The 24,788-nt window shown below is 45.1% G+C and carries 21 protein-coding genes; 14 read left to right on the top strand and 7 right to left on the bottom strand.

Annotation, left to right across the window (positions count from 1 at the left end):
* The 7 genes from ACFQNF_RS04930 to ACFQNF_RS04960 all read right to left on the bottom strand — a co-directional run.
* The coding region (locus ACFQNF_RS04930) for a helix-turn-helix domain-containing protein (RefSeq protein ID WP_380186572.1) at window positions 1–496 on the bottom strand (496 nt) is incomplete at its 3' end.
* Between the two features lie 52 nt (window positions 497–548).
* Complete coding sequence (locus ACFQNF_RS04935; RefSeq protein WP_380186574.1) at window positions 549–1,769, bottom strand: EAL and HDOD domain-containing protein; 1,221 nt, start codon at window positions 1,767–1,769, stop codon at window positions 549–551.
* Between the two features lie 105 nt (window positions 1,770–1,874).
* On the bottom strand, window positions 1,875–3,779 hold the full coding sequence (locus ACFQNF_RS04940; protein ID WP_380186576.1) for a chemotaxis protein CheA: 1,905 nt from the start codon (window positions 3,777–3,779) through the stop codon (window positions 1,875–1,877).
* A 42-nt stretch (window positions 3,780–3,821) separates the two neighbouring features.
* Window positions 3,822–4,616, bottom strand: coding sequence for a protein phosphatase CheZ (cheZ, locus tag ACFQNF_RS04945; RefSeq protein ID WP_380186578.1), 795 nt, complete (start codon window positions 4,614–4,616; stop codon window positions 3,822–3,824).
* A 33-nt stretch (window positions 4,617–4,649) separates the two neighbouring features.
* Entirely contained in the window at window positions 4,650–5,039 is a 390-nt protein-coding gene (gene cheY, locus ACFQNF_RS04950; RefSeq protein ID WP_046351200.1) for a chemotaxis response regulator CheY, read from the bottom strand.
* Window positions 5,040–5,098: 59 nt separating this feature from the next.
* Complete coding sequence (locus ACFQNF_RS04955; protein WP_046351201.1) at window positions 5,099–6,037, bottom strand: chemotaxis protein; 939 nt, start codon at window positions 6,035–6,037, stop codon at window positions 5,099–5,101.
* A 29-nt stretch (window positions 6,038–6,066) separates the two neighbouring features.
* Window positions 6,067–7,017: a chemotaxis protein gene (locus ACFQNF_RS04960; protein WP_046351202.1), complete on the bottom strand. Its 951-nt coding sequence runs from the start codon at window positions 7,015–7,017 to the stop codon at window positions 6,067–6,069.
* A 236-nt stretch (window positions 7,018–7,253) separates the two neighbouring features.
* Between ACFQNF_RS04960 and ACFQNF_RS04965 the strand changes: the two genes are divergently transcribed.
* The 14 genes from ACFQNF_RS04965 (at window position 7,254) to fliF (ending at window position 24,720) form a co-directional block, all read left to right on the top strand.
* Window positions 7,254–8,435 carry a sensor histidine kinase gene (locus ACFQNF_RS04965; protein ID WP_380186580.1) on the top strand — a complete coding sequence of 394 codons (1,182 nt, stop codon included), beginning with the start codon at window positions 7,254–7,256 and terminating at the stop codon, window positions 8,433–8,435.
* An 86-nt stretch (window positions 8,436–8,521) separates the two neighbouring features.
* Window positions 8,522–8,827, top strand: a complete 306-nt coding sequence (locus ACFQNF_RS04970; RefSeq protein ID WP_046351204.1) for an STAS domain-containing protein — start codon at window positions 8,522–8,524, stop codon at window positions 8,825–8,827.
* A gap of 8 nt (window positions 8,828–8,835) precedes the next feature.
* Window positions 8,836–10,557, top strand: coding sequence for an ATP-binding SpoIIE family protein phosphatase (locus ACFQNF_RS04975; RefSeq protein ID WP_380186582.1), 1,722 nt, complete (start codon window positions 8,836–8,838; stop codon window positions 10,555–10,557).
* A gap of 259 nt (window positions 10,558–10,816) precedes the next feature.
* On the top strand, window positions 10,817–12,013 hold the full coding sequence (locus ACFQNF_RS04980) for a methyl-accepting chemotaxis protein (RefSeq protein ID WP_380186697.1): 1,197 nt from the start codon (window positions 10,817–10,819) through the stop codon (window positions 12,011–12,013).
* A 302-nt stretch (window positions 12,014–12,315) separates the two neighbouring features.
* A complete protein-coding gene (locus ACFQNF_RS04985) occupies window positions 12,316–12,681 on the top strand; it encodes a response regulator (protein ID WP_380186583.1) in 366 nt (121 codons plus the stop codon).
* 32 nt (window positions 12,682–12,713) lie between these two features.
* A complete protein-coding gene (locus tag ACFQNF_RS04990) occupies window positions 12,714–14,882 on the top strand; it encodes a chemotaxis protein CheW (RefSeq protein WP_380186585.1) in 2,169 nt (722 codons plus the stop codon).
* A gap of 36 nt (window positions 14,883–14,918) precedes the next feature.
* The gene (locus ACFQNF_RS04995; RefSeq protein ID WP_380186587.1) at window positions 14,919–15,404 is read left to right on the top strand and encodes a chemotaxis protein CheW; all 486 of its coding nucleotides are present in this window, start codon (window positions 14,919–14,921) and stop codon (window positions 15,402–15,404) included.
* Between the two features lie 22 nt (window positions 15,405–15,426).
* The gene (locus ACFQNF_RS05000; RefSeq protein WP_380186589.1) at window positions 15,427–18,288 is read left to right on the top strand and encodes a methyl-accepting chemotaxis protein; all 2,862 of its coding nucleotides are present in this window, start codon (window positions 15,427–15,429) and stop codon (window positions 18,286–18,288) included.
* Between the two features lie 173 nt (window positions 18,289–18,461).
* Entirely contained in the window at window positions 18,462–19,316 is an 855-nt protein-coding gene (locus ACFQNF_RS05005; RefSeq protein WP_380186590.1) for a CheR family methyltransferase, read from the top strand.
* Entirely contained in the window at window positions 19,313–19,921 is a 609-nt protein-coding gene (gene cheD / locus ACFQNF_RS05010) for a chemoreceptor glutamine deamidase CheD (protein WP_115226720.1), read from the top strand. Before ACFQNF_RS05005 ends, cheD begins: the two co-directional genes overlap by 4 nt.
* Window positions 19,922–19,936: 15 nt before the next feature.
* Complete coding sequence (locus ACFQNF_RS05015) at window positions 19,937–21,019, top strand: protein-glutamate methylesterase/protein-glutamine glutaminase (RefSeq protein ID WP_380186592.1); 1,083 nt, start codon at window positions 19,937–19,939, stop codon at window positions 21,017–21,019.
* Window positions 21,020–21,030: 11 nt separating this feature from the next.
* Window positions 21,031–22,392, top strand: coding sequence for a sigma-54-dependent transcriptional regulator (locus tag ACFQNF_RS05020; RefSeq protein WP_465262204.1), 1,362 nt, complete (start codon window positions 21,031–21,033; stop codon window positions 22,390–22,392).
* A 165-nt stretch (window positions 22,393–22,557) separates the two neighbouring features.
* Window positions 22,558–22,881, top strand: coding sequence for a flagellar hook-basal body complex protein FliE (gene fliE / locus ACFQNF_RS05025; RefSeq protein ID WP_046351211.1), 324 nt, complete (start codon window positions 22,558–22,560; stop codon window positions 22,879–22,881).
* Window positions 22,882–22,995: 114 nt separating this feature from the next.
* Window positions 22,996–24,720 (top strand): flagellar basal-body MS-ring/collar protein FliF, encoded by a 1,725-nt coding sequence (fliF, locus tag ACFQNF_RS05030; RefSeq protein WP_380186595.1) that lies wholly within the window; start codon window positions 22,996–22,998, stop codon window positions 24,718–24,720.
* The last annotated feature ends 68 nt before the right edge of the window (window positions 24,721–24,788 follow it).

Consider the following 24,788-nt stretch of genomic DNA (forward strand, 5'->3'; position numbering starts at 1 on the left):
CCGATTGGGCTTTGGCTTGAACTAAGGCATTGTACTTTTTTATGTAGGCCACCTCTAAACGGAGGCGTTTGTTTTCTGCAATGAGTTCTTCACGGCTACGTGTTTCATCATCAATCGGCAGGGGCGCCGTATTATTTTCAGCGATGGGCATGGGTGATTTCTTTCGACCTTTAGGCGCAGGTTCAAGGGCAGCCATTCCGCCAGCGTCATACTGCGCGCTCCATTGATTCAAGCAAGTGGGGCTACGAATATCAAAATAAGCATTAGTTTCCTGCTGGGAAAGATGATTGTCCCACATGTGCTGGAGCACGGAGAGCTTGAATGCGGCATTGTAATGACTGTATTTGGGCGCTAAACCCGATTCGCCATGCTGGCGAAACGACCTCACCCAGCGGCGAAACATGGCCTGCTCGATGCCATGTTGGTTGGCGATCGTTTTGAGACCTGCTTGGTCAGTTAAATATTGCTGAACCCAAAAATATGGACGGGTGTCCAACTTTTGGGGTGCAGTTCATTTTCGCGGCTTTTTTGCATAGATCTGCTGCAACTTAAACGCCCAGATCTTCAACCCATTTAAGTGCTTGCACATGGGAGCGATTAAGCATGTCAGGCGTGAGCTGGAGCTGCTCACATAAAAAGGGGACTTCTGACATGTTTGGATCTTCGCAAGCCTCTGCAAGCGCTAAAAACGGACCGTAAATGCCGGTTCTGGTCATTAATGCATCGGTTACGTTCTCAGGAAGAATCAGCGTTTCTAGGATCTTATCCATAGGCATATCTAGCAGGACATCAAGCAAAGAGAAAACACCGACAATAAATAAATTATCTCGGTCTTGCCCGTCAAGCAAATGCGATCCTAATAATTCAACCAAACGGCCACGGGTAATCGCCGTTTTTAAAAGGGCGGGTGGTGAGCCATTATCAGCGCCTGCAGTCACAAGCAGCAGGGTGAGCCAACGATAGAGCTTTTGATAGCCTAGAATTGTAACTGCATGGCGGAATGATTGAATCTCGCACGATAAGCCAAAACCAACAGAATTAATATACCGCAGTAATTTGAAGGACAAAGCCACATCTCGCTTAAGCGCGTTTTCAATGTCTTTTAATTCTGCATTATTACGCAGCATATTCAGCAGATTAAGAATATTGGCATAGCTTGGATTGATGACTTTTGCGGCGAGTGTTTCCGGGTGCGCAAAGTAATAACCCTGAAAACATTCGAATCCCAAGTCCAAGCACTGTTTGAATTCGTCCTTAGTTTCTACTTTTTCTGCTACTTGCAATGCTTTGGAGCAGCGCAATTCTTTGGAAAGCGCAGGTACTTGCGCCATACCAAGCAGCTGAATATCCAGCTTGATATAGTCAGCAAATTCTAAGAAAGGGGCTGTTTGCGGACTAAGAACAAAATCATCGAGCGCAATTGAAAAACCTAAGTCTTTAAGGTTTTGCAGACGAGCAAGTAATTGCGGCGTTGCTTCTGTTGTTTCAACGACTTCTAAAATAACGCGCTCTGGATGGAGTAGCTCTAAGAAATTACTTTCGAGCATTGATTCAGCAACGTTAATAAATGCAAGCTTATTGCCGACTAACCAATCTGTACCCATATTACTCAGGGTATTGACCAGCACATTGGTGCCAGCCTGCATATCACTGGAAAAATTAGCGCTTACAGCATCTTTGTTTAGTCGAAATAATAGCTCGTAGCCAATAATTTCTTGTTGGCGATTCAGAATAGGCTGGCGGCCGATAAAAGCGTGGTCTTGCGTCATATTTTAGAAACACCCTGTACGCGATATCGAAATGACATTTGCACTGGTCAATAGTATCAACGGTCTATGTTTGGGGGTATTACCCCCAAACTGCGGATAAAAAACTTAAGTGGTTTTTTCAATGAAGCGTGAAGTGCGGATGGCTGAGTTGTCTGCATCGGCAGCACCAAGCAGATCTTCCATATCCAGAACCAACACCACAGAGCCATCACCGGATAGGGTTGCACCTGCAACGCCTTTGGGTCGAATATTTTGTAGTGGTTTTATTACCACATCATCCCGGCCAATAAAGCTGTCTACAGCCAGAATAAACGAATGTTCGGCTGATTGCATCAGTACACCAAACTGAGGAATTTGTACCTCTTCCCAGCCCAGCAGGCTGGCTAAGGAGCGTACTGATAGAATTTCATCGCGAACCACAATGGTGGCCCGGCCCGATACTTCCTGAATTTGTTCGTGACGAATCGGAATGATTTCCCGCACCATGGCCAGAGGCACAGCAAAGGGCTGGCCGCAAACACGGACAACCAGCACCGGCAAGATCGCCAGAGTCAGAGGCAAGGAAATGGTAAACCGCGAGCCTTCGCCTACGATGGATTGAATATCAATTCGACCATTTAAGCGCTGGATATTAGTTTTCACTACATCCATTCCGACGCCACGGCCAGAGACGCTGGAAACTTGATCTTTGGTTGAAAAGCCCGGCATAAAAATAAGTTGCAGGCTTTGCTTATCATCGAGGCTATTGGCTGTTTCGACGTCGATCAAGCCCTTTTCAACGGCTTTTTTGCGGATCACATCCGGGCGCATGCCTCGGCCATCATCGGTGATTGCAATCAGAATATGATCGCCCACCTGGGTGGCAGAGAGTTCGACAATGGCTTTTGCTGGTTTGCCACTGGTTTTGCGGTCTTCCATGGTTTCGATACCATGATCAACGGCATTACGCACCAAGTGGACGAGTGGGTCATTCAAATCTTCGAGCATGGTTTTATCCAGCTCGGTTTCTTCACCAGAAATAACCAGCTCCACATCTTTACCAAGCTGACGTGCTAAATCGCGTGCTAAACGTGGGTATTTTTGAAAGAGGCGGCCAATGGGCTGCATGCGGGTTTTCATCACCGCATTTTGTAAATCCCCTACTAAGAGATCAAGCTGGCTAATGGCTTCATCCATTGCCTTGAGGGTGTTGCTATCCATCTTCCCTGCCATGATGTCAGTGCGCAGGGTGGTCAGGCGGTTTTTAGTCAGGCCAATTTCACCTGATAAATTAAGCACCTGATCTAGCCGTACCGTGTCGATGCGGATCGTGGCTTCTTGGGGGGCCGCCGCAACTTGCTGCTGTTGCTGCTGAGGCGCAGCTACAGCTGGTGCTTTTGGAACAGGAGCGGGTTTTAGACTATTCATCGGATCAGTAACAACTTGTTCCATGGCTGCAGGCTCATGCTGTACGACATTAATCGGCTCAACAGACTGCGGGCTAGGCGCGCCTTCTTTGCCCAGTAAGGCATTGTAAAGCGAGTTCCAGTCTGGACCTTCTGCTGGATTATGAGCAACCGCAGCTGGCGCTGCAGCCGCTACCGGAGCAATGTGTGCAATGGCAGTTTCAAGCGGACGGCCTTCCAGCACAGCATCGAGGGCTGCGATCAGTTCTTCAGGCGCGTTGCTCGGCAATGCACCTTTGGCTAGGGCACCAAACATGTCACGTACCACACCTGTGGCCGCCATGATGGTATCCATAATTTCTGGAGTTAGCACAAGCTCCAGGGTGCGCAGCTTATCAAACAGATTTTCTGTGCGATGGCAAAGGCGTACCATGGCATCTACATTCAGAAAACCTGCCCCCCCTTTGATCGTGTGAAATCCCCTGAAAATATCATTCAGAAGATTTTTATCATTAGGTCGTTTTTCAAGCTCAACCAGCTTGTTGTCGACTTCAGACAGGAGCTCAGACGCTTCTGTTAAAAAATCTTGCAGCAGATCTTCCATGCCGCCAAAGTCAGTGCTCATCTTCGCTCCCCCAAAGGTTGCGTTCATTCAATTTAAAGGCGTCTAGAAGCCCAAGCTTTCTAGCAAGTCATCCACTTGCCCTTGGTTGGCTACAACATCCGTACGACCTTCTGGATTGATAACCGGGCCATTTAGCAGCGAGGCATCGTCATCCACTTTGGGATGATCAGGCCGGACAGTGCCTTGCGGGGAAAATAGCAGCAAGAAATCCATCAGATGGGCTTCCATCTGCTTGGACATATCCAGCACTTTCTTGATGACTTGTCCGGTCAGATCCTGAAAATCTTGTGCCATCATGATTTCTAACATCTTGCTGCTGACTTGATCTGAGCCTTTCACCGTTTCATTTAAATGCGATCTGGTTTTTTCAACCAGTGCTTTAAATTCATCAACAGAGAGCTGATTAGCTAAAAGCTTATCCCACTGACCACTCAGGGCTTTTGCATCATCACTGATTTTGTCCTGAATAGGCTTTGCTGCATCAAGTGCATTCAGGGTTCGATCGGCGGCTTGTTCTGTCAGCGTGGCGATATAAGAAAGTCGATCGCGTGCATCTGGAATATCTGTAGCCGCTTTTTCCAGCGATTTATCTAAGCCAAGTTCTTTGAGTGTATCGTGCAATTTTCGTGTCAGCTGCCCAATGTGGGAAAACATAGCACGCGCTGGATCGTTCATTTCTTCAGCAGTCAACGTGTGCGCAGGGGATGCTATAGCAAGGCTAACTTCAACCGGTGCTGGAGCAGACTCCGTGGGCTCATCCTGATTGGAATGAACGATACTATCGAATAGCGCTTCTAGGTCAGCGGAATCTCCGCTATTTAGTGCATGATCGTTCACAGTCGCCTCCGATGCGTCTGTCGGGTTCTTGTTCTATTTGCTCATATTGGCGAAAACTTTTTTCAGTTTTTCATCCAATGTGGCGGCTGTGAATGGTTTTACGATGTATCCGTTTGCGCCTGCCGTAGCCGCTTCAATAATGTTTTCTTTTTTTGCTTCTGCGGTCACCATCATGACGGGCAAGTGCTTGAGCTGGGCATCTGCGCGAATAGCGCGCAGCAGCTCAATTCCTGTCATGTTAGGCATGTTCCAGTCAGTAACCACAAATTCGAAAGAACCATTTTTTAGCTTATGTAAGGCAACTTGGCCGTCTTCGGCTTCGTCAACATTAGAAAAGCCCAGTTCTTTCAAAAGGTTACGCACAATACGGCGCATTGTGGAGAAATCATCCACCACTAAAATACGCAGGTTACTATCTGCCATGTGTTACTCCATGTCGTTTGCGTTTAATGTGCAAACGGCTTGTTTTTATTAATCCGAAACTAACCAACCAATAAGGGTGTGATGGTATCGGCTAGAATGACTGGGTCGAATTTTGCCACATATGCATCAACGCCAACACTGCTTCCCATTGCTCTATTTGCATTTGAGGACAAGGATGAATGCATTACGATAGGTATACCTTGGAAACGATTATCAGACTTAATATGTTTGGTAAGAACATAGCCGTCCATTTCAGGCATTTCAGCATCGACTAAAATCATTTTTAGTTTGTCACGCAGGCGTTCGCCGTCATGAGTGGCGCGATTAGCCAAGTTTTGTAATTTATCCCATGCTTCCCGACCATTATTAGCTTGATGATATTTCACGCCAATTTTGTCGAGTACACTAATGATTTCTTTACGTGCCACCATAGAATCATCCACAAAAAACATAAATGTTTCCGGGTTGATGGCAGCGCGTTGTAAATCAGGAATAATTGGTTCACCAATAACGCTGGCCAGAATTTGTTCCACATCTAATATGGAAACAAGTTTGCCATCGGGCAATTCAGTTAAAGCAGTAATTAGTTGCTGATTACCCGCTAGCATCGTTTCCGGTGCGCGGACTTTATCCCAGTCCACACGGATAATTCTGTCTACTTCGTGAACCAAAAACGCTTGAGTATGCTTGGAGAATTCCGTTACGATCATCGTGCTAGTGGCTTCTGCTGATGGCGTTTCTTGCGTTGCTACAAATTTTGCCAGCGCAATGACCGGAATAATATTACCACGCAAAGAAAGAACGCCTTCAACGCCTAAGGGCATATTGGGTGTTTTGGTAATTTTTGGTGTTTGCGATACTTCGCGTACTTTAAAAACATTGATGCCAAATATTTCGCGTGTCCCTAAGGTAAACAGCAGGATTTCCATTTTATTGGAACCAGCCAGCTTGGTTCGCGCATCAATGCTTTCAAGTAAATTGGTCGAATTACTGGACATGAATGACCTCCGCTGTTGTTCTTAATGCTCTATTCTTTAAGTAAAAAATTGGCAATCGCTTCAGATAGTCGATGCGCTTCAAATTTTGCAACATAGCCATCTACACCGACTGACTGCCCTAGTTTCTGGTTGGAGGCCCCTGATAACGATGAGTGCATTAATACGGGGATGCCTGAGAAGCGTGGGTCACTTTTAATTAATTTGGTAAGCATGTAGCCGTCCATTTCCGGCATTTCTACATCAGTCAGTACCAAATGAATCATGTCTCTAACAAGTTTGCCTTGTAAATCTGCAGATTGAGCAATGCGTTGTAATTCATCCCAAGCCCGTTTGCCATTAATGGTAGAGACATGCTTGATGTGCATTGCATCAAGCGTCATTTCAATTTGGCGACGAGCAACAACGGAATCATCTGCAATAAATACTGTTTTTGTGGTGAGGCTTTGATCTTGAATCAAAGTATCGGGGTCGATTTTATCCGAGCCAGGCACAGATTCAGCCAATACCTTTTCTACATCCATCATCATGACAAGCTTGTTGTTTTCCAGCTCGGTGACGGCTACAACTAAACCGCCCATTTGCGACATCAGCATATCGGGGGGGACGCGCATTTGTGACCAGTCGAGCCGCAAAATGGTGTCAACCGCTTCAACCAAAAAGCCCTGTGTATGACCGTTGTATTCAGAAACAATCATAATTTCTGGGCGTGTTGTTGTTGCTATGCCCGCATATCTGGCAAGGTCAATGACAGGAACTAGCGTGCCGCGTAAGCTGACCATGCCTTCAATGGAAGGAGGCATGTCAGGCGCCTTAGTGATTTCAGGCGTTCGCATCACTTCTCGAACTTTGAAAACATTAATGGCGAAATTTTCCCTTCGGCCGGTTCGCTCATCCTGTCCGAGAGTAAATAAAAGAATTTCTAGCTTGTTGGTACCAGCAAGCTTTGTGCGAGCATCAATATTTTTTAATAAGTCAGACACGGAGTGGCTCCAAGCTGCGTTTAAGTATCCTTAACCGACTGTGTGTAGGGATGGAACATTTAGGAAGCAGCTGTACAAACACAAAAAAGAAGCAATTATAGCCGTAAGACAGAAACTAAATAAACTTTCGCTAATATTATGACTGAGTTTATGAATTTGTGGGTAGATCATTGTTTTGCTTGACTGTCTAGTCACTTTATAATGTAAAAACAAAAAAGCAACAAGAAAGGTGTTATATGACCAATCCCAAAATGACTATTGATCCCCGTGAGTTAGAAAGCGCTTTTTCGCTTTTTACCGAAGCTTCAAATCAGCTTAGTCTCGCTTACGCAGATTTGCAGCAGCAAGTTGTTTCTTTAACGGATCAATTGGAAATTGCGAATGGTAATTTGCGCCGGGAACTCGATGAAAAAGCAGCTTTGTCTAGGCGCTTATCTCTATTGCTAGAGCGATTGCCGGGTGGAGTGGTCGAATTAAATGAGCAGGGCGTGGTGGTGGAATTTAACCCTGCCGCCAGTTTGATGATGAAAACCTTAGCACTGGGCAGTGTGTGGCAAGAGTACGTCAGCGAGTTTTTAGAGCCCACGAATGTGCCTGATTTATGGTTGTCACAATCGATGGAGGGTGAACGGCGTATTCGTATTGTTTTGAATGATATGCCGGGGGAATATGGCAAAATCATGCTGGTGCATGATATTAGCGATACTTGGGAATTGCAGCGGGCATTAACGCAACACAAGCGATTAGCCGCAATGGGTGAAATGGCTGCGGGTCTTGCACATCAGCTACGTACGCCCCTGGCAACCGCATTGCTTTATTCAACACACCTAGCAAAACCGGCATTAAGTGACAATGACCGGCAAAAATTCGGGCAAAAAAATTTAGCGCGCCTCAGGCATTTAGAGGTGCTGATTCAGAATATGTTGAGCTTTGTGAGGGGGCATGATGTCCCTATGGAGGCGGTTACACTCTCTGGTTTGTTGCGGGAAGCTCAGCAATTAATGCTGCCACAGTTGCAAGCCAGTGAAATGAAATGTGTTTTGGAGATCACCGCAGAGCATGAAAATTTAGCCGTCAATGCCAATCATAAAGAGCTACTCGGCTGCGTGACCAATCTGATTGACAATGCCCGGCTGGCCTCTAAGCAAGGCGGTATTATTCGCCTCTCGCTTGCAAGGCAAGAAAATATGGCCGAGTTAAAGGTGGAAGATCAAGGCTGTGGGATGTCTTTAGAGGTGCAAGAGCGCTTGTTTGAGCCATTTTTTACCACTAGAAAAGAGGGCACAGGTCTTGGGCTTGCCATTGTTAGTAATCTACTGGCTCGCTTAGGTGGCGAGATTGGCGTAAATTCTAACCTTGGAATCGGTAGTTCGTTTACGATACGGTTGCCAGTTTTGTATTGCCCGACTAAGGTATGAAAGCAAGATGCCATATTTATCTTTCCCATATCTTGTTTTTTTTGTAGTGATTTTAAACATGTAACTTTCATGGAGTTGAGGTTTGTATGACGCCAACTGTGCAGATTGAAGGGGATGTGGGCCGTGTAGTCCTCTCCGGACAGTTCGATTTCAGCGCGCACCGCGAGTTTCGTCAGGTGTGCGAAACATTAATTAGTAATCCCAGCATTAAAGAAGTGCTTGTAGACTTTCAGAATGTTAACTATCTGGACAGCTCTGCATTGGGCATGCTTTTGTTGTTAAAAGAAAAAATTGGTGCGGCCAGTAAAAGTTTAGCACTGGTGAATTGTAGGGATTCGGTCAAGCAGGTTTTAGATATTGCCTGTTTTGGTAAGATTTTCATCATCCGTTAAAGCTTACAATGAAAATTCTAGTCGTTGACGATACTGAATCTGTACTCTTACTTATCTCTCGCTTTGTCGAGGCGCTAGGGCATAAGGCTATTCAGGCTCGCAATGGGCTGGAAGCACTAGAAACTTGGCGGCTCGAACGACCTGACTTAGTTTTAATGGACATGATGATGCCCGTTATGTCAGGTTTAGAGGCGGCGGTTGCAATTAAACATGAGGCCAATGAAACGTGGGTGCCGATTGTGTTTGTAACCGGTGTCGGCGAAGAAAATAAGCTGGCGGAAGCGATTGAACAGGGCGCGGATGATTACATCAATAAGCCGGTTAACTTTCGTGTGCTTGAAGCAAAACTCAAAGCCTTTAGCCGTACTCTAGAGCTAAACCGAAAAGTGAGGGAGCAGTCGGTTAAATTGGCAGACTATTATGATCGCGCAGAAGAAGAAAAGCGTGTGGTCAGCCATTTAATGGAGCAAATGGTTAATGCCGAATTACTGTATGACCCCCAGTTTGAATACTATCTCTCCCCGGCAGAAAGCCTTTCTGGCGATTTAATTGCTGCGGCACGCACCCCGGGGCAGGCTCTTTATTTGATGCTGGCAGATGGTATCGGGCATGGTTTAACCGCCGCTTTGAACGTGCTTCCGCTGACACAGCCCTTTTACACTATGACAGAAAAGGGCTATACCATTTCAGATATTTTGATTGAGATGAATAATAAAGTCAGGCAAGTTTTACCCGTTGGTCGTTTTGTGGCGCTGGTGCTGATTTCAATTGATGAATCAGCAGGCTGTATTGAGGTGTGGAATGGCGGCATGCCGTCAGTACAGGTCATTTCGCCAACAGGCGAAGTGCAACATGCCTGGAAGTCCTCTCATCTGCCGCTGGGGATTGTGCCCACGCATGCCATGGATGTGATGACGGATCGTTATTATTTTAATGAGCCTGCTTGTTTGGTGGCTTATTCAGATGGCCTGATCGAAGCGCGTCACTCCAGTAAAGGAGATTATGGCTTAGATCGATTACTGAATGTATTGGCAGAGGTGCCTGCAGAGCAGCGGCTGGTTCATGCCCGCAGTGATTTGGCTGCATTTTTAGAGGGCGAAGCCCATCATGATGATATATCGCTGGTATTGGCCTATTTTGGCGATAAGATCACGCCGGTTTCTAAAGAGCGGGTTTTCCCCGTTGCCGAAGAAGTCAATATCTCTACTTTAGCGGCTTTGGGTGAAAGCGCGTGGCGCTATAGTGTGGCATTGGGAGTGGATGAGATTCGGCATATTAATACCGTTCCTTTTATGATGAATTTTATTGGCGGTGTTCGCTCTTTAGCTTTTAGCCAGTCTGATGTTTTTTTGATTTTAACTGAGTTGTTTGTGAACGCTTTGGATCATGGTGTATTAGGACTTAATTCTTCGATGAAGCGTGGTGTTGATGGGATGGAGCAGTATTTATTGGAACGATCCAATCGCTTAGAAAAATTAACTGAAGGCCGGATAGAAATTGATCTGACAGGTTTACATTATGATGGCAAAGATGTGCTTAGAATCAGAGTAAAAGATAGCGGTCCTGGTTTTGATTGGGCGCAATTGAATATTAGTAGTGATGCATTAAGTCATCAGTTTGCATTTGGCAGGGGGATTGCACTAGTTAGATCGCTTTGCGCATCCGCACAATACCACGGCACAGGTAATGAAGTGGTCGCTTATTATATTCCCCGTACAGAAGTGGCCTAATCGTTTTAAATATTTTATATCCCTTCCTTTTGTCTCTTATAGAATATAAATCATTCTCTCTTTGGCCTTGAAATAATGAAGGCCATATTTGTTTTTCTCCGCAATTTCTATTGCATACTTATTGTTTTTCCTTCGTTTTTTCCCACCCATATTTTTGTGTTTTAATAATGGTTTGGGTTTCAATTTTAGCCAGATAAGCTATCTTTATTCTACGAAGCGGTAGACGTACTGCTTGCGCGTATTGAATCTGAGGTTGTTTATGACTACAAAGTCCCTGACTATTCTGAGTTTATTCGCATTGTTTGTAAGTGTGGCCATATTGCTGATTGCATGGAGCCAGCCGTCACCTTGGCTATTGGCTTTTTTGGGCTTAATTGCTGCTTGGGGCCCACTGTTCATCATTAAATTAACCAAGCAAGATGCCATGGCTAATTTAGAAAAAGAGCAATTTATAGACTTACAACATATGAGGGGCTCATTGCAAAAGCAGTCTGATATGGGTTTGTTTTCGGTTTCTCAATTACAACTAGCTGATGATGAGTTAAAAAGAGCAATTGAAATATTTGCCGATGCAATTCCTGCTTTACTTACAGGGTTTGTTGAAATTGCTGATCAATCCCGCTTACAAAAAGAAATGGCAGAATCTTTGTTTAAGCATACAGCAGGAGAGCAAGGCAATGGTTTTGAAAGTTTTGTCACGGAAACATCAGGTATTTTAACGACCTTTGTAGATAGTATTATTTCTAACTCTTACACGGCAATGGGTCTTGTTGATCAAATGGAGCAGGTTGGCTGTGTGGTAGAAGAAGTGCTTGGGGTATTAAGTGAAATTGAAGCGATTGCCAAACAAACTAACTTACTGGCATTAAATGCAGCAATTGAGGCTGCCCGGGCGGGTGAAGCAGGCAGAGGGTTTGCCGTGGTGGCTGATGAAGTCAGAACGCTATCAATGCGTACAAATCACTTTAGTCGGCAGATTCGCGGTAATGTGCGACAAATTCATGCTTCAGTAGCTATAGCAGAGGAGGCCATTATGAAGTTGGCCTCGCAGGATATGAGTAAATCAATGCAATCAAAAGTGCAAGTTGAGCAAACCATGTCTAGTATTGGTGAGATGAATAAAAATGTTGAATTCGTTGTGAATGAATTAGCAAAAATTGCAGTTCAGGTTGAAACGGGGGTTTCTAATGCAGTGAGGGGCTTACAGTTTCAAGATTTAGTAAATCAATTGTTATTGCATGCTAAGGGCAGAATTGTTGCGCAATCAGAAATACATGAGGCACTTGCATTAATTTATGGCTATATTGCAAATCAGAAAAACCCGGCTAAAGCGTGGAAGGGAAAAATAGCGGAATTACAGACTTTAGGCGAGCGCTTAATGTTACTTGCCGATGAGATGCATAAAAATCCTGTTGCTCAGGATAATATGAGCAGTGGCGATGTCGATTTATTTTAAATTTTTTTAAGTGGAATGCACTATCTGCTATATTTTTCCTGATTATGCCTCTTGCTCAATGAACTCTGCGTAGATGAATTTCTTGAGTGCGGGATTTAGTTTTTGAATTTGTAGGGCGGGTGAAACCTGCGAGCGATGCCGAATAAATACGCGGATTTCACCCGCCCTATGATATTTATAATGTTGTTGAGCAAGCGGCATAATCAGGATATTTTTTGTATAAATTATTTATATAAAAATAAGAAATGAATATTTGTTTATTTAAACGAATATATCGCTACTTATACATAGTTGGAGGGTATATGGCTAAAAAAATACTGACAGTTGATGATTCTGCATCCATACGGCAAATGGTGGTGTTTACTCTTAAAAGTGCCGGCTACGATGTGCTTGAAGCCAGTGATGGTAATCTGGGTGTGCAGCAAGCTAAGAAAATGCAAGTTGATTTAATTCTAACCGATCAGAATATGCCGGGAATGGATGGCTTAACGCTGATTAAAACCTTGCGTGCTACGCCACAATATAAATCGACCCCGATGCTGATGCTGACTACCGAATCTAGCGATGCAATGAAGATGCAAGGCAAATCGGCAGGTGCAACAGGCTGGCTCGTCAAACCCTTTGATCCTCAAAAATTGCTCGAAGTTGTGCGAAAAGTGATCGGCTAGTGTTTTAGCTGTTCGTCGCAGAAGGAGGGGGTATGGCGATTGATATGAGCCAGTTTATTGCAGTTTTCTTTGATGAAGCTGCAGAGCATCTTGCAACGATGGAATCCATTCTGCTTAAGCTGAGTTTGGATGAGCCCGATAGTGAAGATTTAAATGCTATTTTTCGTGCCGCACATTCGATTAAAGGTGGCGCAGCAACTTTTGGTTTTACTGATTTAGCTGCTGTAACACATATCTTAGAAAACCTGCTGGATAGAATCCGCAAAAATGAGCTTGATCTGCGCGCAGATATGATTGATGTTTTTTTGCGCAGCGGTGATATTTTGCAAAATATTTTATCCGCTCACCGAGATGGCGGTAGCGCTGATCTGGAGGCGGCAAAAGAAATAACCAGCCTACTGGAAAAATTTGCAAATGAATCCGTAGCCGAAGAATCAGAGCTGCAAATTGCCGTGGCCGCTGGTGATGAATTTGATGCTCAAGCCGTGATTAGGGCACTTGAGGGATATGGAAAATTGCTTTCTGTTATCGAGGGCGGGGCGGAAAAAAATTGGGCTTATCAAATATTAAGTAGCGCGTTGCCACAAGAAATTATCGATACTTTGGCGTTTGCAATTGAGCCATCAAGAATTCAGATTACCCATTCACCATCAGAAAATACGCCCGCTAAAGTCAGTCAATTAAGCGATGGAGAGGGGTATGGTTTCTTTACAGATATTGAGTCTGTTAAACCGGCTGGTTTAGCAGATGGTGAAGGATACGGCTTTTTTACGGATGATAAGCCTGCGTCAGTGTCTCAGGATGGAGAAGGCTATGGTTTCTTTACAGAAGTAGGCGTTGAAGCGGCCGCCGCTGAAACGGTAAGCGATGGCGTAGGTTATGGTTTTTTTGAGCCAAGGCCTCAAGTGCTCACCGCCGCCACAAGTGCACCTATAAAAGAAGCAAAATCAGAAGAGCCTGAACCGCAGGCAAAATCTAAAGCATCGCCCAGTGCCGCAGCCAAACCTTCTGCTGCCGCTGCAGATACTTCGATACGGGTAAGTGTAGAGAAAGTAGATCAGCTGCTTAATTTAGTGGGCGAACTAGTGATTACGCAATCCATGCTGGTACAAACCGCGCTTAATCTTGATCCAGTTATTCATGAAAATATGCTCTCAGGCGTGGGCCAGCTAGAGCGCAATACGCGTGAATTGCAAGAATCGGTGATGTCGATTCGCATGATGCCTATTTCCTTTGTATTTAGCCGTTTCCCTCGATTAGTGAGAGATTTAGCCGGAAAACTAAATAAAAAAATAGAATTAAAATTAATTGGTGAAAGTACTGAATTAGATAAAGGGTTTATTGAAAAGCTATCCGATCCATTAACGCATTTGGTAAGAAATAGCTTAGATCACGGGATTGAGCTGCCGGATGAGCGTATCGCTAAAGGTAAATCCCCTAGCGGGACGCTTACGTTAAGGGCGTTTCATCAGGGTGGCAATATTGTGATCGAAGTCGCTGATGATGGTGCGGGTCTTAATCGTGAGCGTATTTTGGCTAAGGCGCGAGAGCGTGATATTGCGGTCAGCGATTCGATGACCGATGGCGAAGTATGGTTACTTATTTTTGAAGCAGGTTTTTCTACTGCTGCTCAAGTCACTGATGTATCCGGCCGTGGTGTAGGCATGGATGTAGTGCGCCGGAATATTCAATCTATGGGCGGGCGAATTGAAATTAGTTCTATGTATGGCATTGGCTCAACCATGAGTATCCGATTGCCGCTTACCTTGGCTATTTTGGATGGCATGTCGATTTCAGTGGGTGAAGAAATTTATCTTATTCCTTTGGCTTTTATTATTGAGTCTTTACAGCCCAGACCTGATGAAGTGAAAACAATAGCAGGCAAAGGGCGGGTAATTAATGTTCGTGGGGAGTATCTGCCTTTAATTGCATTGCATGAAATATTTAATGTTCCTCCTAAAGTGACTCATTTTCACGAAGGCCTGGTGATTATCTTAGAGGCCGAGGGGGAAAAAGTAGCGATGTTTGTCGATGATCTATTGGGCCAGCATCAGGTTGTTGTTAAAAACTTAGAAACCAATTATCGGAAAGTGCCGGGTGTTGCAGGTGCAACAATTATGGGAGACGGCCATGTTGCGTTTATTTTAGATGTGGCGCAGTTGGTTCATATTAGTCAAGGCTTAATTCGGGCAGTTGCTTAAGTGTTTCTAATCTCATTTATTTAAAGAGGACTAGAGATGGACAATGGCTTAGATCACCCAGATACCGCCCGGGAAATTCTGGTATTTGCACTGGGTAATGAAGAGTACGGCATTGATATTTTAAAAGTGCAGGAAATTCGGGGTTATGATGCAGTGACAAGTATCGCTAATGTGCCTGCTTTTATTAAAGGCGTGATTAATTTACGTGGCAATATTGTACCGATTGTTGATTTAAGAATTAAATTCGGGCTTGGCAATATTATGTATGACCATTTTACCGTTGTTATTATTCTTAATGTAGCAAACAGAACTGTAGGGATCGTGGTTGATGGTGTTTCAGATGTTTTAACTTTGGCGGCTAATCACGTTAAACCGGCTCCAGAATTCGGTGCGGTTCTCGATACTGCCTATATTCAAGGATTAGGCACCTTAGAGGAACGCATGATTATCCTTGTTGATATTGAGAAATTAATGACCAGCAGTGATATGGCATTAGTTGATCATGTTGCCGTAACAGTTTAATAGATGACCCAAGGGGTGTGTTATGTTTAATCTCTTTTCAGATTCGGCTAAAGAAGAAGCAACGAAAAGGCAGATTCTTAGCTTGCAAGATGAAGTGCAGGAATTAAAATCGAGAGCCATGAAGGCAGAGCTGGCATTTGATCCTGCAAAAGAAGAAGCAAATAAAAAACAAATAGTTAGTTTGCAGGAGTTACTACAAGAGTTAAAAGAAAAAACGAATGCAATTGATAAATCACAAGCGGTAATTGAGTTTGATTTAACTGGCCGCATATTGACTGCCAATGATAATTTTCTGAACTGTCTGGGTTACAATTTAAGTGATATTAAAGACCAACACCATAGTATGTTTGTTGATCCGGCACAAAGAATGTCGCCAGAATACGCTGCTTTTTGGGATAAGTTGAGGCGCGGTGAGTTTGATACGGGCACATATAAGCGAATCGGTCGTGGCGGCAAAGAGATTTGGATTCAAGCTAGCTATAATCCCGTGTTTGATAGTAATGGCAAGCCATGTAAGGTAGTTAAATTTGCTACGGATGTAACTGAAGCGATTAATCAGGCTAATGAATTAAAAGCAAAAGATGCTGCGGTTGGAAAAGCACAGGCGGTCATTGAATTTGATCTAACTGGAAAAATATTAACGGCAAACGATAATTTTTTGAATTGCCTTGGCTATAACTTAAATGAAATTAAAGATCAGCACCATAGTATGTTTGTTGATCCTGTTTATCGGCAATCGCAGGAATATACTAGCTTTTGGGATAAATTAAGAAGGGGTGAGTTTGATACGGGTATTTATCAGCGCATTGGGAAGGGCGGCAAGAAGGTATGGATTCAGGCAAGCTATAACCCTTTATTTGATGTGAGCGGTAAGCCATATAAAGTGATTAAGTATGCTTCCGATATGACTGAGGCGGTAGAAAGCGCTAATTTGCAATCTGCACTGGATGCCGCATCAACTAATGTCATGATGGCCGATGAGCATTTTAATATTATTTATACCAATGATTCGATGAACAAAATGCTGATGAATGCAGAATCAGCCATTCGTAAAGATGTTCCGCAGTTTTCTGCTTCAAAAGTGCTTGGCAGTAATATTGATATATTCCATAAAAATCCTGCTTATCAGCGAAATTTACTATCTGCTTTGCAATCAACGCATGAGGCTCAATTGGTTTTAGGTGGGCGTACTTTCCGGCTTTTGGTGACGCCTGTATTTTCTAAAACTAAATCAAGGCTGGGTACGGTGGTGGAGTGGCAGGATCGTACTGATGAGCTGGCGGCGAGCACGAAGGCAAGCCAGCTGGCGGCTGAAAATGCCCGCATCAAGGCGGCACTGGATGGTTGTACTACCAATGTAATGATCGCCAATAATGAGCGCGAAATTATTTACATGAATAAATCGGTCACGAGCATGCTGAGTGCGGCGCAAAATGAATTGCGCAAAGTGCTACCCCAGTTTGATGTGAGTAATTTAATGGGGCAAAACATTGATATCTTTCATAAAAATCCTGCACATCAGCGTGATATGCTGACTCATTTACGCAGCACCTATATGGCTGAAATTGTGGTGGGCGGCCGTACTTTTAAATTAATCGCTAATCCTGTGAATGATGATCATGGTGTGCGGCAAGGTACAGTTGTTGAATGGCTGGATCGTACTGAGGAAGTGGCTGTTGAAGCAGAAATTGCAGCAATTGTTGACGCCGCGGCCATTCATGGCGATTTCTCTAAGCGCGCCAAGATGGAAGGCAAAGAAGGCTTTACTTTAAAGCTGTGTGAGGGCATGAATCAACTGATGTCGTCTAATGAAAAAGGCTTGGCCGATGTGGTGAGGGTATTGGGTGCATTGGCCAGAGGTGATTTGTCTGAAACGATTAGTGGTGATTACCGAGGGACGCTGGGGCAGTTAAAAGACGATTGCAATTTAACGGGCGAGCGCTTATCTGAAATTGTGATGCAAATTAAAGACTCAGTTGGCTTGATTAATACGGCATCACAAGAAATTGCCGCAGGAAACAATAATTTGTCTAGTCGTACCGAGCAACAGGCTGCCAGCTTGGAAGAAACCGCGTCGAGTATGGAAGAGCTGACCGGTACAGTGAAACAAAATGCGGAGAACGCCAGACAAGCGAATCAACTGGCGATTGGCGCATCGGATATCGCGGTAAAAGGCGGTGGGGTGGTTGAGCAGGTGGTTTCAACCATGTCTGAAATCAATAATAGTGCCAAAAAGATTGTCGATATTATTTCAGTGATTGATGGTATTGCTTTCCAAACAAATATTCTGGCTTTGAATGCTGCGGTTGAAGCGGCCAGAGCGGGTGAGCAGGGCCGAGGCTTTGCGGTGGTAGCCAGTGAAGTGCGTAATCTGGCACAGCGTTCTGCGGCAGCAGCCAAAGAGATTAAATCTTTGATTGGCGATTCGGTGGTTAAAGTTGAATCGGGTTCGCGGCTAGTTGATGAAGCAGGCCGCACAATGCAGGAGGTGGTGACTGCTGTGCGCCGTGTCACTGACATCATGAGTGAAATTTCTGCAGCCAGTGCCGAGCAAAGCTCAGGGATTGAGCAGGTCAATCAGGCTGTGGTGCAGATGGATGAGAACACCCAGCAAAATGCTGCTCTGGTTGAAGAAGCTGCGGCCGCTGCTGAGAGTCTGGAAGAGCAGGCAGGTAGCCTGGCTGATGCAATTGCTGTGTTTAAAGTAGGTGCCGCTTATCAGCATGCAGGTGTTGCCACTAAACAGCTGACTGCACCACGTAGTGCCGCCCCAGCACTTAGAACGCCTCAGCTTAGCCATGCACCAGCACCGCAAAGATCAGCGAGCACAGGGAAAAAATTGCCTAGCCCTACGGCAGATGATGGCGATTGGGAAGAGTTTTAATGGGCTACGTCTCCTTAGCTTGGGGCAGATTATGCAGAAGATCTGTCCTTCTTGTACTCCCTGATCGGTGATTGAGCTGTGTGCCCACGTCTATACCATTAAATAAATATCATTGATGGAAAAGTGCTGATGGTGCTCTCGGCCTCCCCTCGCTATTTGATGAGTTTGCCAATATGAGCAATATGCGTGAGCAGGACTTTGTATTTACTGATGCTGATTTTCGCCGCGTGGTTAATATTATTTATGCGCGGGCGGGAATCCGGCTTAATGAAAGTAAGCAGTCCATGGTTTATAGCCGGCTGGCACGACGCTTGAGGGCTTTGAATTTAGAAAAATTCAGCGACTATCTGAATTTTTTAGAAGCAGATCTCAAACATGAAGAATGGCAACAATTTACGAATTCGCTTACGACTAATCTAACTTTTTTTTTCAGAGAAAAGCATCATTTCGACATGCTTTCTGATCAATTGCAGAAACTGCACGGGCCAGTGCGTATTTGGTGCTCGGCCTCCAGTACAGGGGAAGAGCCTTATTCTTTAGCGATGACTGCCGTTGAGGTTTATGGCAGTTTGAATCCTAATGTAGAAATTATTGCATCAGATTTAGATACCCAAGTGCTGGCTAAGGCCAGAAATGGTATTTATTCAATGGATAAACTGGATAAAGTTTCTACTGAAAGATGCAAAATATTTTTTTTGAAAGGAAAAGGAGAAAACACAGGGCAGGCCAGAGTAAGGCGAGAATTAAGAGAAATGATTGAATTTAAGCAAATTAATTTGCTGGCGCATTCATGGCCATTGGTGCCTTATTTTGATGCTATTTTTTGTCGTAATGTCATGATCTATTTTGATCAGGCCACTCAGCGCGTAATGCTGGAAAAAATGGGCCGCTTATTAAAGTCGAATGGTTTCTTATATGTAGGGCATTCAGAAAATCTGCATCATATGTCAGAGTGGTTTCACTCCTGCGGCAAGACGGTATATCGGCTGACTGATAAGGCGATTCATGAGTGGGGATCATCAACATGAGCAAGGGATATGAAGAGGTCTTAGCACCAACGCTCTATTTTGATAAAAGCTTTGATATCGATGCCGCTAAATTGTTGCCGGGAGAATACTATGTAACTGGGCGTAATATGCTGCTCGTAACGGTATTGGGTTCCTGTGTGGCTGCCTGTATCCGGGATAGAAAAACCGGTGTTGGTGGAATGAATCACTTTATGTTGCCAGAAGCGGCGGATGAAGCAACGGCTATGGCAGGTTTGGCCACACGCTATGGCACGTATGCAATGGAAATGCTGATTAATCAAATTATGAAAATGGGTGGATCTAAAAGCTCACTCGAAGCAAAAGTATTTGGTGGAGGAAATGTATTACGCGGTTTTACTGTTTCAAATATCGGTCAGAAAAATGTTGATTTTGTTCGATCTTTTTTGGATTTAGAAAGAATACCGGTGGTGTCAGAGGATTTACTTGATATTTTTCCTCGTAAAGTTTATTTCTTTCCGCAAACCGGCCGCGTATTAGTCAAAAAACTCAAGGCTGTGCATAACAATACAATTGTTGAGCGGGAAAAAGATTACAGCTCTAGGCTTCAATATGCCAAGCAGGGTGGAGATGTTGATCTGTTTTAAATGCGGAATAGAGCCATGAAAAAAAAGATACGAGTGATTGTGATTGATGATTCCGCACTAATGAGGAATCTATTAACAGAAATTATTAATGAAACGACAGATTTAGAATGCATTGCCACCGCACCTGATCCTATTATTGCCAGAGAAAAAATTCGCCAGCTAAACCCCGACGTGATTACGCTAGACATCGAAATGCCTAAAATGGACGGGCTGGAATTCCTTGAGCGCTTAATGCGGCTTAAACCCACACCAGTGATTATGATATCCTCTTTAACTGAACAAGGTTCAGAAGCGGCTCTTCGCGCCTTAGAGCTAGGCGCTGTAGATATTATTGCCAAGCCAAAATTAGATATTGTGCGTGGAATTCAAGGATATGCCGATGATATTCGGGAAAAAATACGTTGCGCAGCGGGGGCAAAAGTGAAACCCATGTTTAGCAGCAATGTGATGCCAAATAATTCAGCAGATGTGGTTCTCTCTAAAGTGTCCCGGCCGATATTAAAAACAGAAAAGCTGATCATTGTGGGCGCATCCACAGGGGGAACTGAAGCCCTTAAAGAATTTTTAATGCCCATGCCGCCTGATGCACCCGCAATATTGATTGCTCAGCACATGCCGGAAATGTTTACTAAATCGTTTGCTAATCGGCTGAATTCTTTATGCCGCATCACGGTTAAAGAAGCAGAGCACGGCGAACGTGTTTTGCCCGGGCACGCCTATATTGCACCTGGCCATTCTCACTTAATGCTTGGGGTGTCTGGCGCCAATTATGTTTGCCATCTTTCGCAGGGAGAGCCGGTTAACCGTCATCGCCCCTCCGTGGATGTTTTATTCAGATCGGTGGCTAATCTGGCCGGCAAGAATGCAATTGGTGTGATTCTGACGGGTATGGGCAAAGATGGTGCTGTGGGCATGCTGGAAATGAAGCAGGCAGGTGCATATAACTACGCGCAGGATGAAGCGAGTTGCGTGGTGTTTGGTATGCCCAAAGAAGCCATTGCGCTGGGCGGCGTGCATGAAATACTGCCGCTTAAAGATATTTCTACTCGTGTGCTGGCATTTTTAACGCTGCATGGCGGGCGTAATGTACGAATTTGAAAGTGAAAGACCTGATGAGCTTACCGATTTTAATTGTTGAAGATGACGATAGCCTGAGAGAAGCGCTGGCCGATACGCTTGAGCTGGGAGGGTACGCTGTTTTAGTGGCCGAAGAAGGCGGCGATGCGCTCAGTGTGTTAGAAAAAAATCGTGTGGGCTTGGTGTTGTCTGATGTGCAAATGCAGCCTATGGATGGCGAAACACTGCTGCAGGAAATCAAGCTGCTTTACCCTTATCTGCCGGTTATTTTAATGACCGCCTATGGGCTTATCGAAAAAGCCGTGGCTGCCTTGCATTCTGGCGCTTGCCATTATCTACCTAAGCCTTTTGAGCCTGATCGCCTGCTTCAGGAAGTGGCTAAATACATGTTGCCAGATAGTGATGATGAAGAAGTCATTGCTGAAGACCCGGCCATGCTGAACTTATTAGAAATGTCGCGGCGCGTAGCGCTGTCCGATGCTTCCGTCATGATTACGGGAGAGTCGGGTACGGGTAAAGAAGTTTTGGCGCAATTTTTGCACCGTAATAGCGAGCGGGCGCATCGCCCTTTTGTCGCGATTAATTGTGCTGCAATTCCTGAGCAGTTATTAGAATCCACCTTGTTCGGGCATGAAAAAGGTGCTTTTACGGGGGCGGCAAGCCAGCACCTAGGGAAGTTTGAGCAAGCCAATGGCGGCACTTTATTGCTCGATGAAATCTCAGAAATGCCGCTGGCTTTACAGGCTAAATTGCTAAGGGTATTGCAAGAGCGTGAAGTAGAGCGGGTGGGGGGGAGTAAGCCGATTCGGATTGATATTCGGGTCTTGGCAACATCTAATCGCGATATGAAGTTGGAAGTAGCCGCAGGGCGTTTTCGTGAAGATTTATTTTATCGCTTGAATGTTTTTCCTTTGCATTTGCCAAGCTTGCGTGAGCGGCGTAGTGATATTTTGCCCTTGGCAAAAGCGATGCTGGCAAGGCATGCCTCAAGACAAAAGCGCCGTGTGCCGGTTTTGTCATTAGGGGCGGAGATTGCACTTTTAGCGAATGCGTGGGAAGGAAATATCCGGGAACTAGATAATGTGATGCAGCGTGCGCTTATTCTGGCCCCTGGGGACGAAATTGCGGCCGACCATCTGTATTTGCCGCAGCACGGAGCGGCTAAGGCGGCAAATATTGCCGGTACAACGCTTGTGGCCGAGGTCTTGCCGCTGCCTGACTCGCCGGTTGTCGTGAGCGATATCAAAGAGCTGGAAAAAAGGCATATATTGGAAACACTCAAGTCGCTGGGTGGGGCACGTAAATCGACCGCAGAAAAGCTGGGGATGAGTGAAAGAACCTTGCGTTATAAACTGCAGCAGTATCGAGAACAAAACCCGGATTTATCTATTTGAGTCGTAGGTGGCTCAGGAATTGCTTGCAGTAGCTAAGTCTAAGCACCTACAATTTAAAACAAGGCATTAATCAAAGGCGTTTGGTATTTTTTTACTGACATCAAGGCTTAGGCTGGTGTTCATAGCCAGATCAATTGATTAACTGCTTAAAAGGGGATATAAGTCATGAGCGTGCAAGGAATCGATCAGGTTCTTGGCGAACTAAAAGCGATGTCTGCACTTGCAGGGGGGCAGGCTGCATCACAGGCACAGCCCGTTGCGGGCGCGCCGGATTTTGCGTCTATGCTTAAATCCTCCTTGGATCAAGTAAATCAGGTACAGCAAGATGCTCAAGCACAGCAACTCGCGTTTCAATCCGGAGCGCCGGAAGCTAATTTGCAAGATGTGATGGTATCGTTACAAAAAGCCAGCCTTTCTTTTCAAACGATGGTGCAGGTGCGCAATAAGCTAGTCAGTGCTTATCAGGAAGTCATGAGTATGCAGGTCTAAAGCCCGGGTTTTGTTCAGAGCCTTAGCTGGCCTGAATATTTCGTGAAAGCATCGATGAAATATTTAGACTAGAATTTAGACAGGCTCTTTAAAGCCTGCATGGGATTTCGACGTATGGCAGAGGTAAGTGCAGCGGCAGATAATAATCTGATCACAGCAAGAGGCTTCGGGGTGGCGCGTGAGCGCTTCGCTGCGATGTCTTCTGGGCGAAAGATTGGCCTGATGATTGCCGTCGCAGCTGTGATTGCTTTAATTGTTGGCAATATGCTGTGGTCAAAAGAACCAGCTTATCGGGTTCTTTTTACCAATATCCCCGATAAAGATGGCGGTGCCATCGTTCAATCCCTGCAACAAATGAATGTGCCCTATAAGCTGGATCCGGGCGGCACCATTTCTGTTACTGCCGATAAAATTTATGACGTTAGACTAAAGCTTGCCGCACAAGGATTGCCTAAATCGGGCAATGCCGGGTTTGAGCTTTTAGACAATCAAAAATTTGGTGTCTCGCAATTTGCAGAGCAGGTTAATTATCAGCGCGCAATTGAAGGCGAATTAGCGCGTTCAATTGAAACGGTGGCTTCAGTGGGCAAAGCCCGTGTGCATTTGGCCATGCCTAAGCAAACAGTTTTTTTACGCGATCAGCAAAAGCCAACGGCTTCTGTGATGCTGACGCTGCATCCGGGACGAATTCTGGATGGCGGTCAAGTGGCAGGGATTATTCATTTAGTTTCATCCAGCGTGCCAGAGCTACCGATTAAAAATGTGACCATTGTGGATCAGGACGGTAATTTATTATCTAAATTGCCTGAAATGAGCCAGAACAATTTAGATCCGCGCCAATTACTTTATGTACAGCATGTAGAAAAAGGCTTTGTTGAGCGCGTTGAAACCATTCTTGCGCCATTGGTGGGCAAAGAAAATGTAAAAGCGGAAATCACGGCACAAATTGATTTTGCAGAGGTCGAGCAAACATCAGAGTCTTTTAAACCTAATTCTCCGCCCAATAGCTCGGCAATGCGCAGCCAGCAAACGCTGGATCAGCAGGGTAAATCCAGTAATGAATTAGCAGGTGGTGTGCCAGGGGCATTATCGAATCAGCCGCCAGGTGCGGCTGCCGCGCCGATTACGGCCCCTACGGCTTCTGGCGCTTCTGAAGCTGGCGTTACGGGCACGGCTAATAGCCGTAAAGAAGCCACCATTAACTATGAAGTGGATAAAACCATTCAGCATGTGAAGCAACAGGTAGGGGGAGTAAAGCGCCTTTCTGCTGCTGTTGTACTTAACTACAAGCCCGGTAAAGATAAAACAGGGAAGATGACTTATCTGCCGTTTAGCCCGCAAGAAATGACGCAAATCAATAATTTGGTGCGTGAGGCGATAGGGTACAACAAGGAGCGTGGTGATTCTGTCAATGTGGTGAATGCGGCATTTGCTGATTCTTTACCGCTTGAAGAGAAGAAAATGCAGGATAAGGCGTTGGCGTATATTCAAACCAATGCCACCGATGTGGGTAAATTGGCATTGATTGCCATTGTTGTGCTTTATTTGTTGTTCTTTGTGCTGCGTCCGCTGATGAAAGACATGGCAAAAACGCGTGAAGAAGCACGTATTCAAGAATTGGACTTTGGCGAGACGCTTGGGCCAGATGGCGAGAGATTAAGTGCGGATGAGCAAAATCCTGAAGAGGATGAAAATCAGAACCGTATGGCCGCTTACGCCGAGCTCTTGCAGCAGGCTAAAGAGCTGGCCAAAGATGATCCGCGTATGGTTGCGACCATCTTGCGCGAATGGATGCTGAATGCGGATGATAAGGGCGGAGATCCTAATAAGAAGCCTTAGCCTGAACTGCAGCAGAGCAGCCGTTTTATGATATTTAAAGCGCCTTGAGGAGCAAACCATGGCTGCCG

Source organism: Iodobacter arcticus, assembly GCF_042664895.1.
GTDB lineage: Bacteria > Pseudomonadota > Gammaproteobacteria > Burkholderiales > Chitinibacteraceae > Iodobacter > Iodobacter arcticus.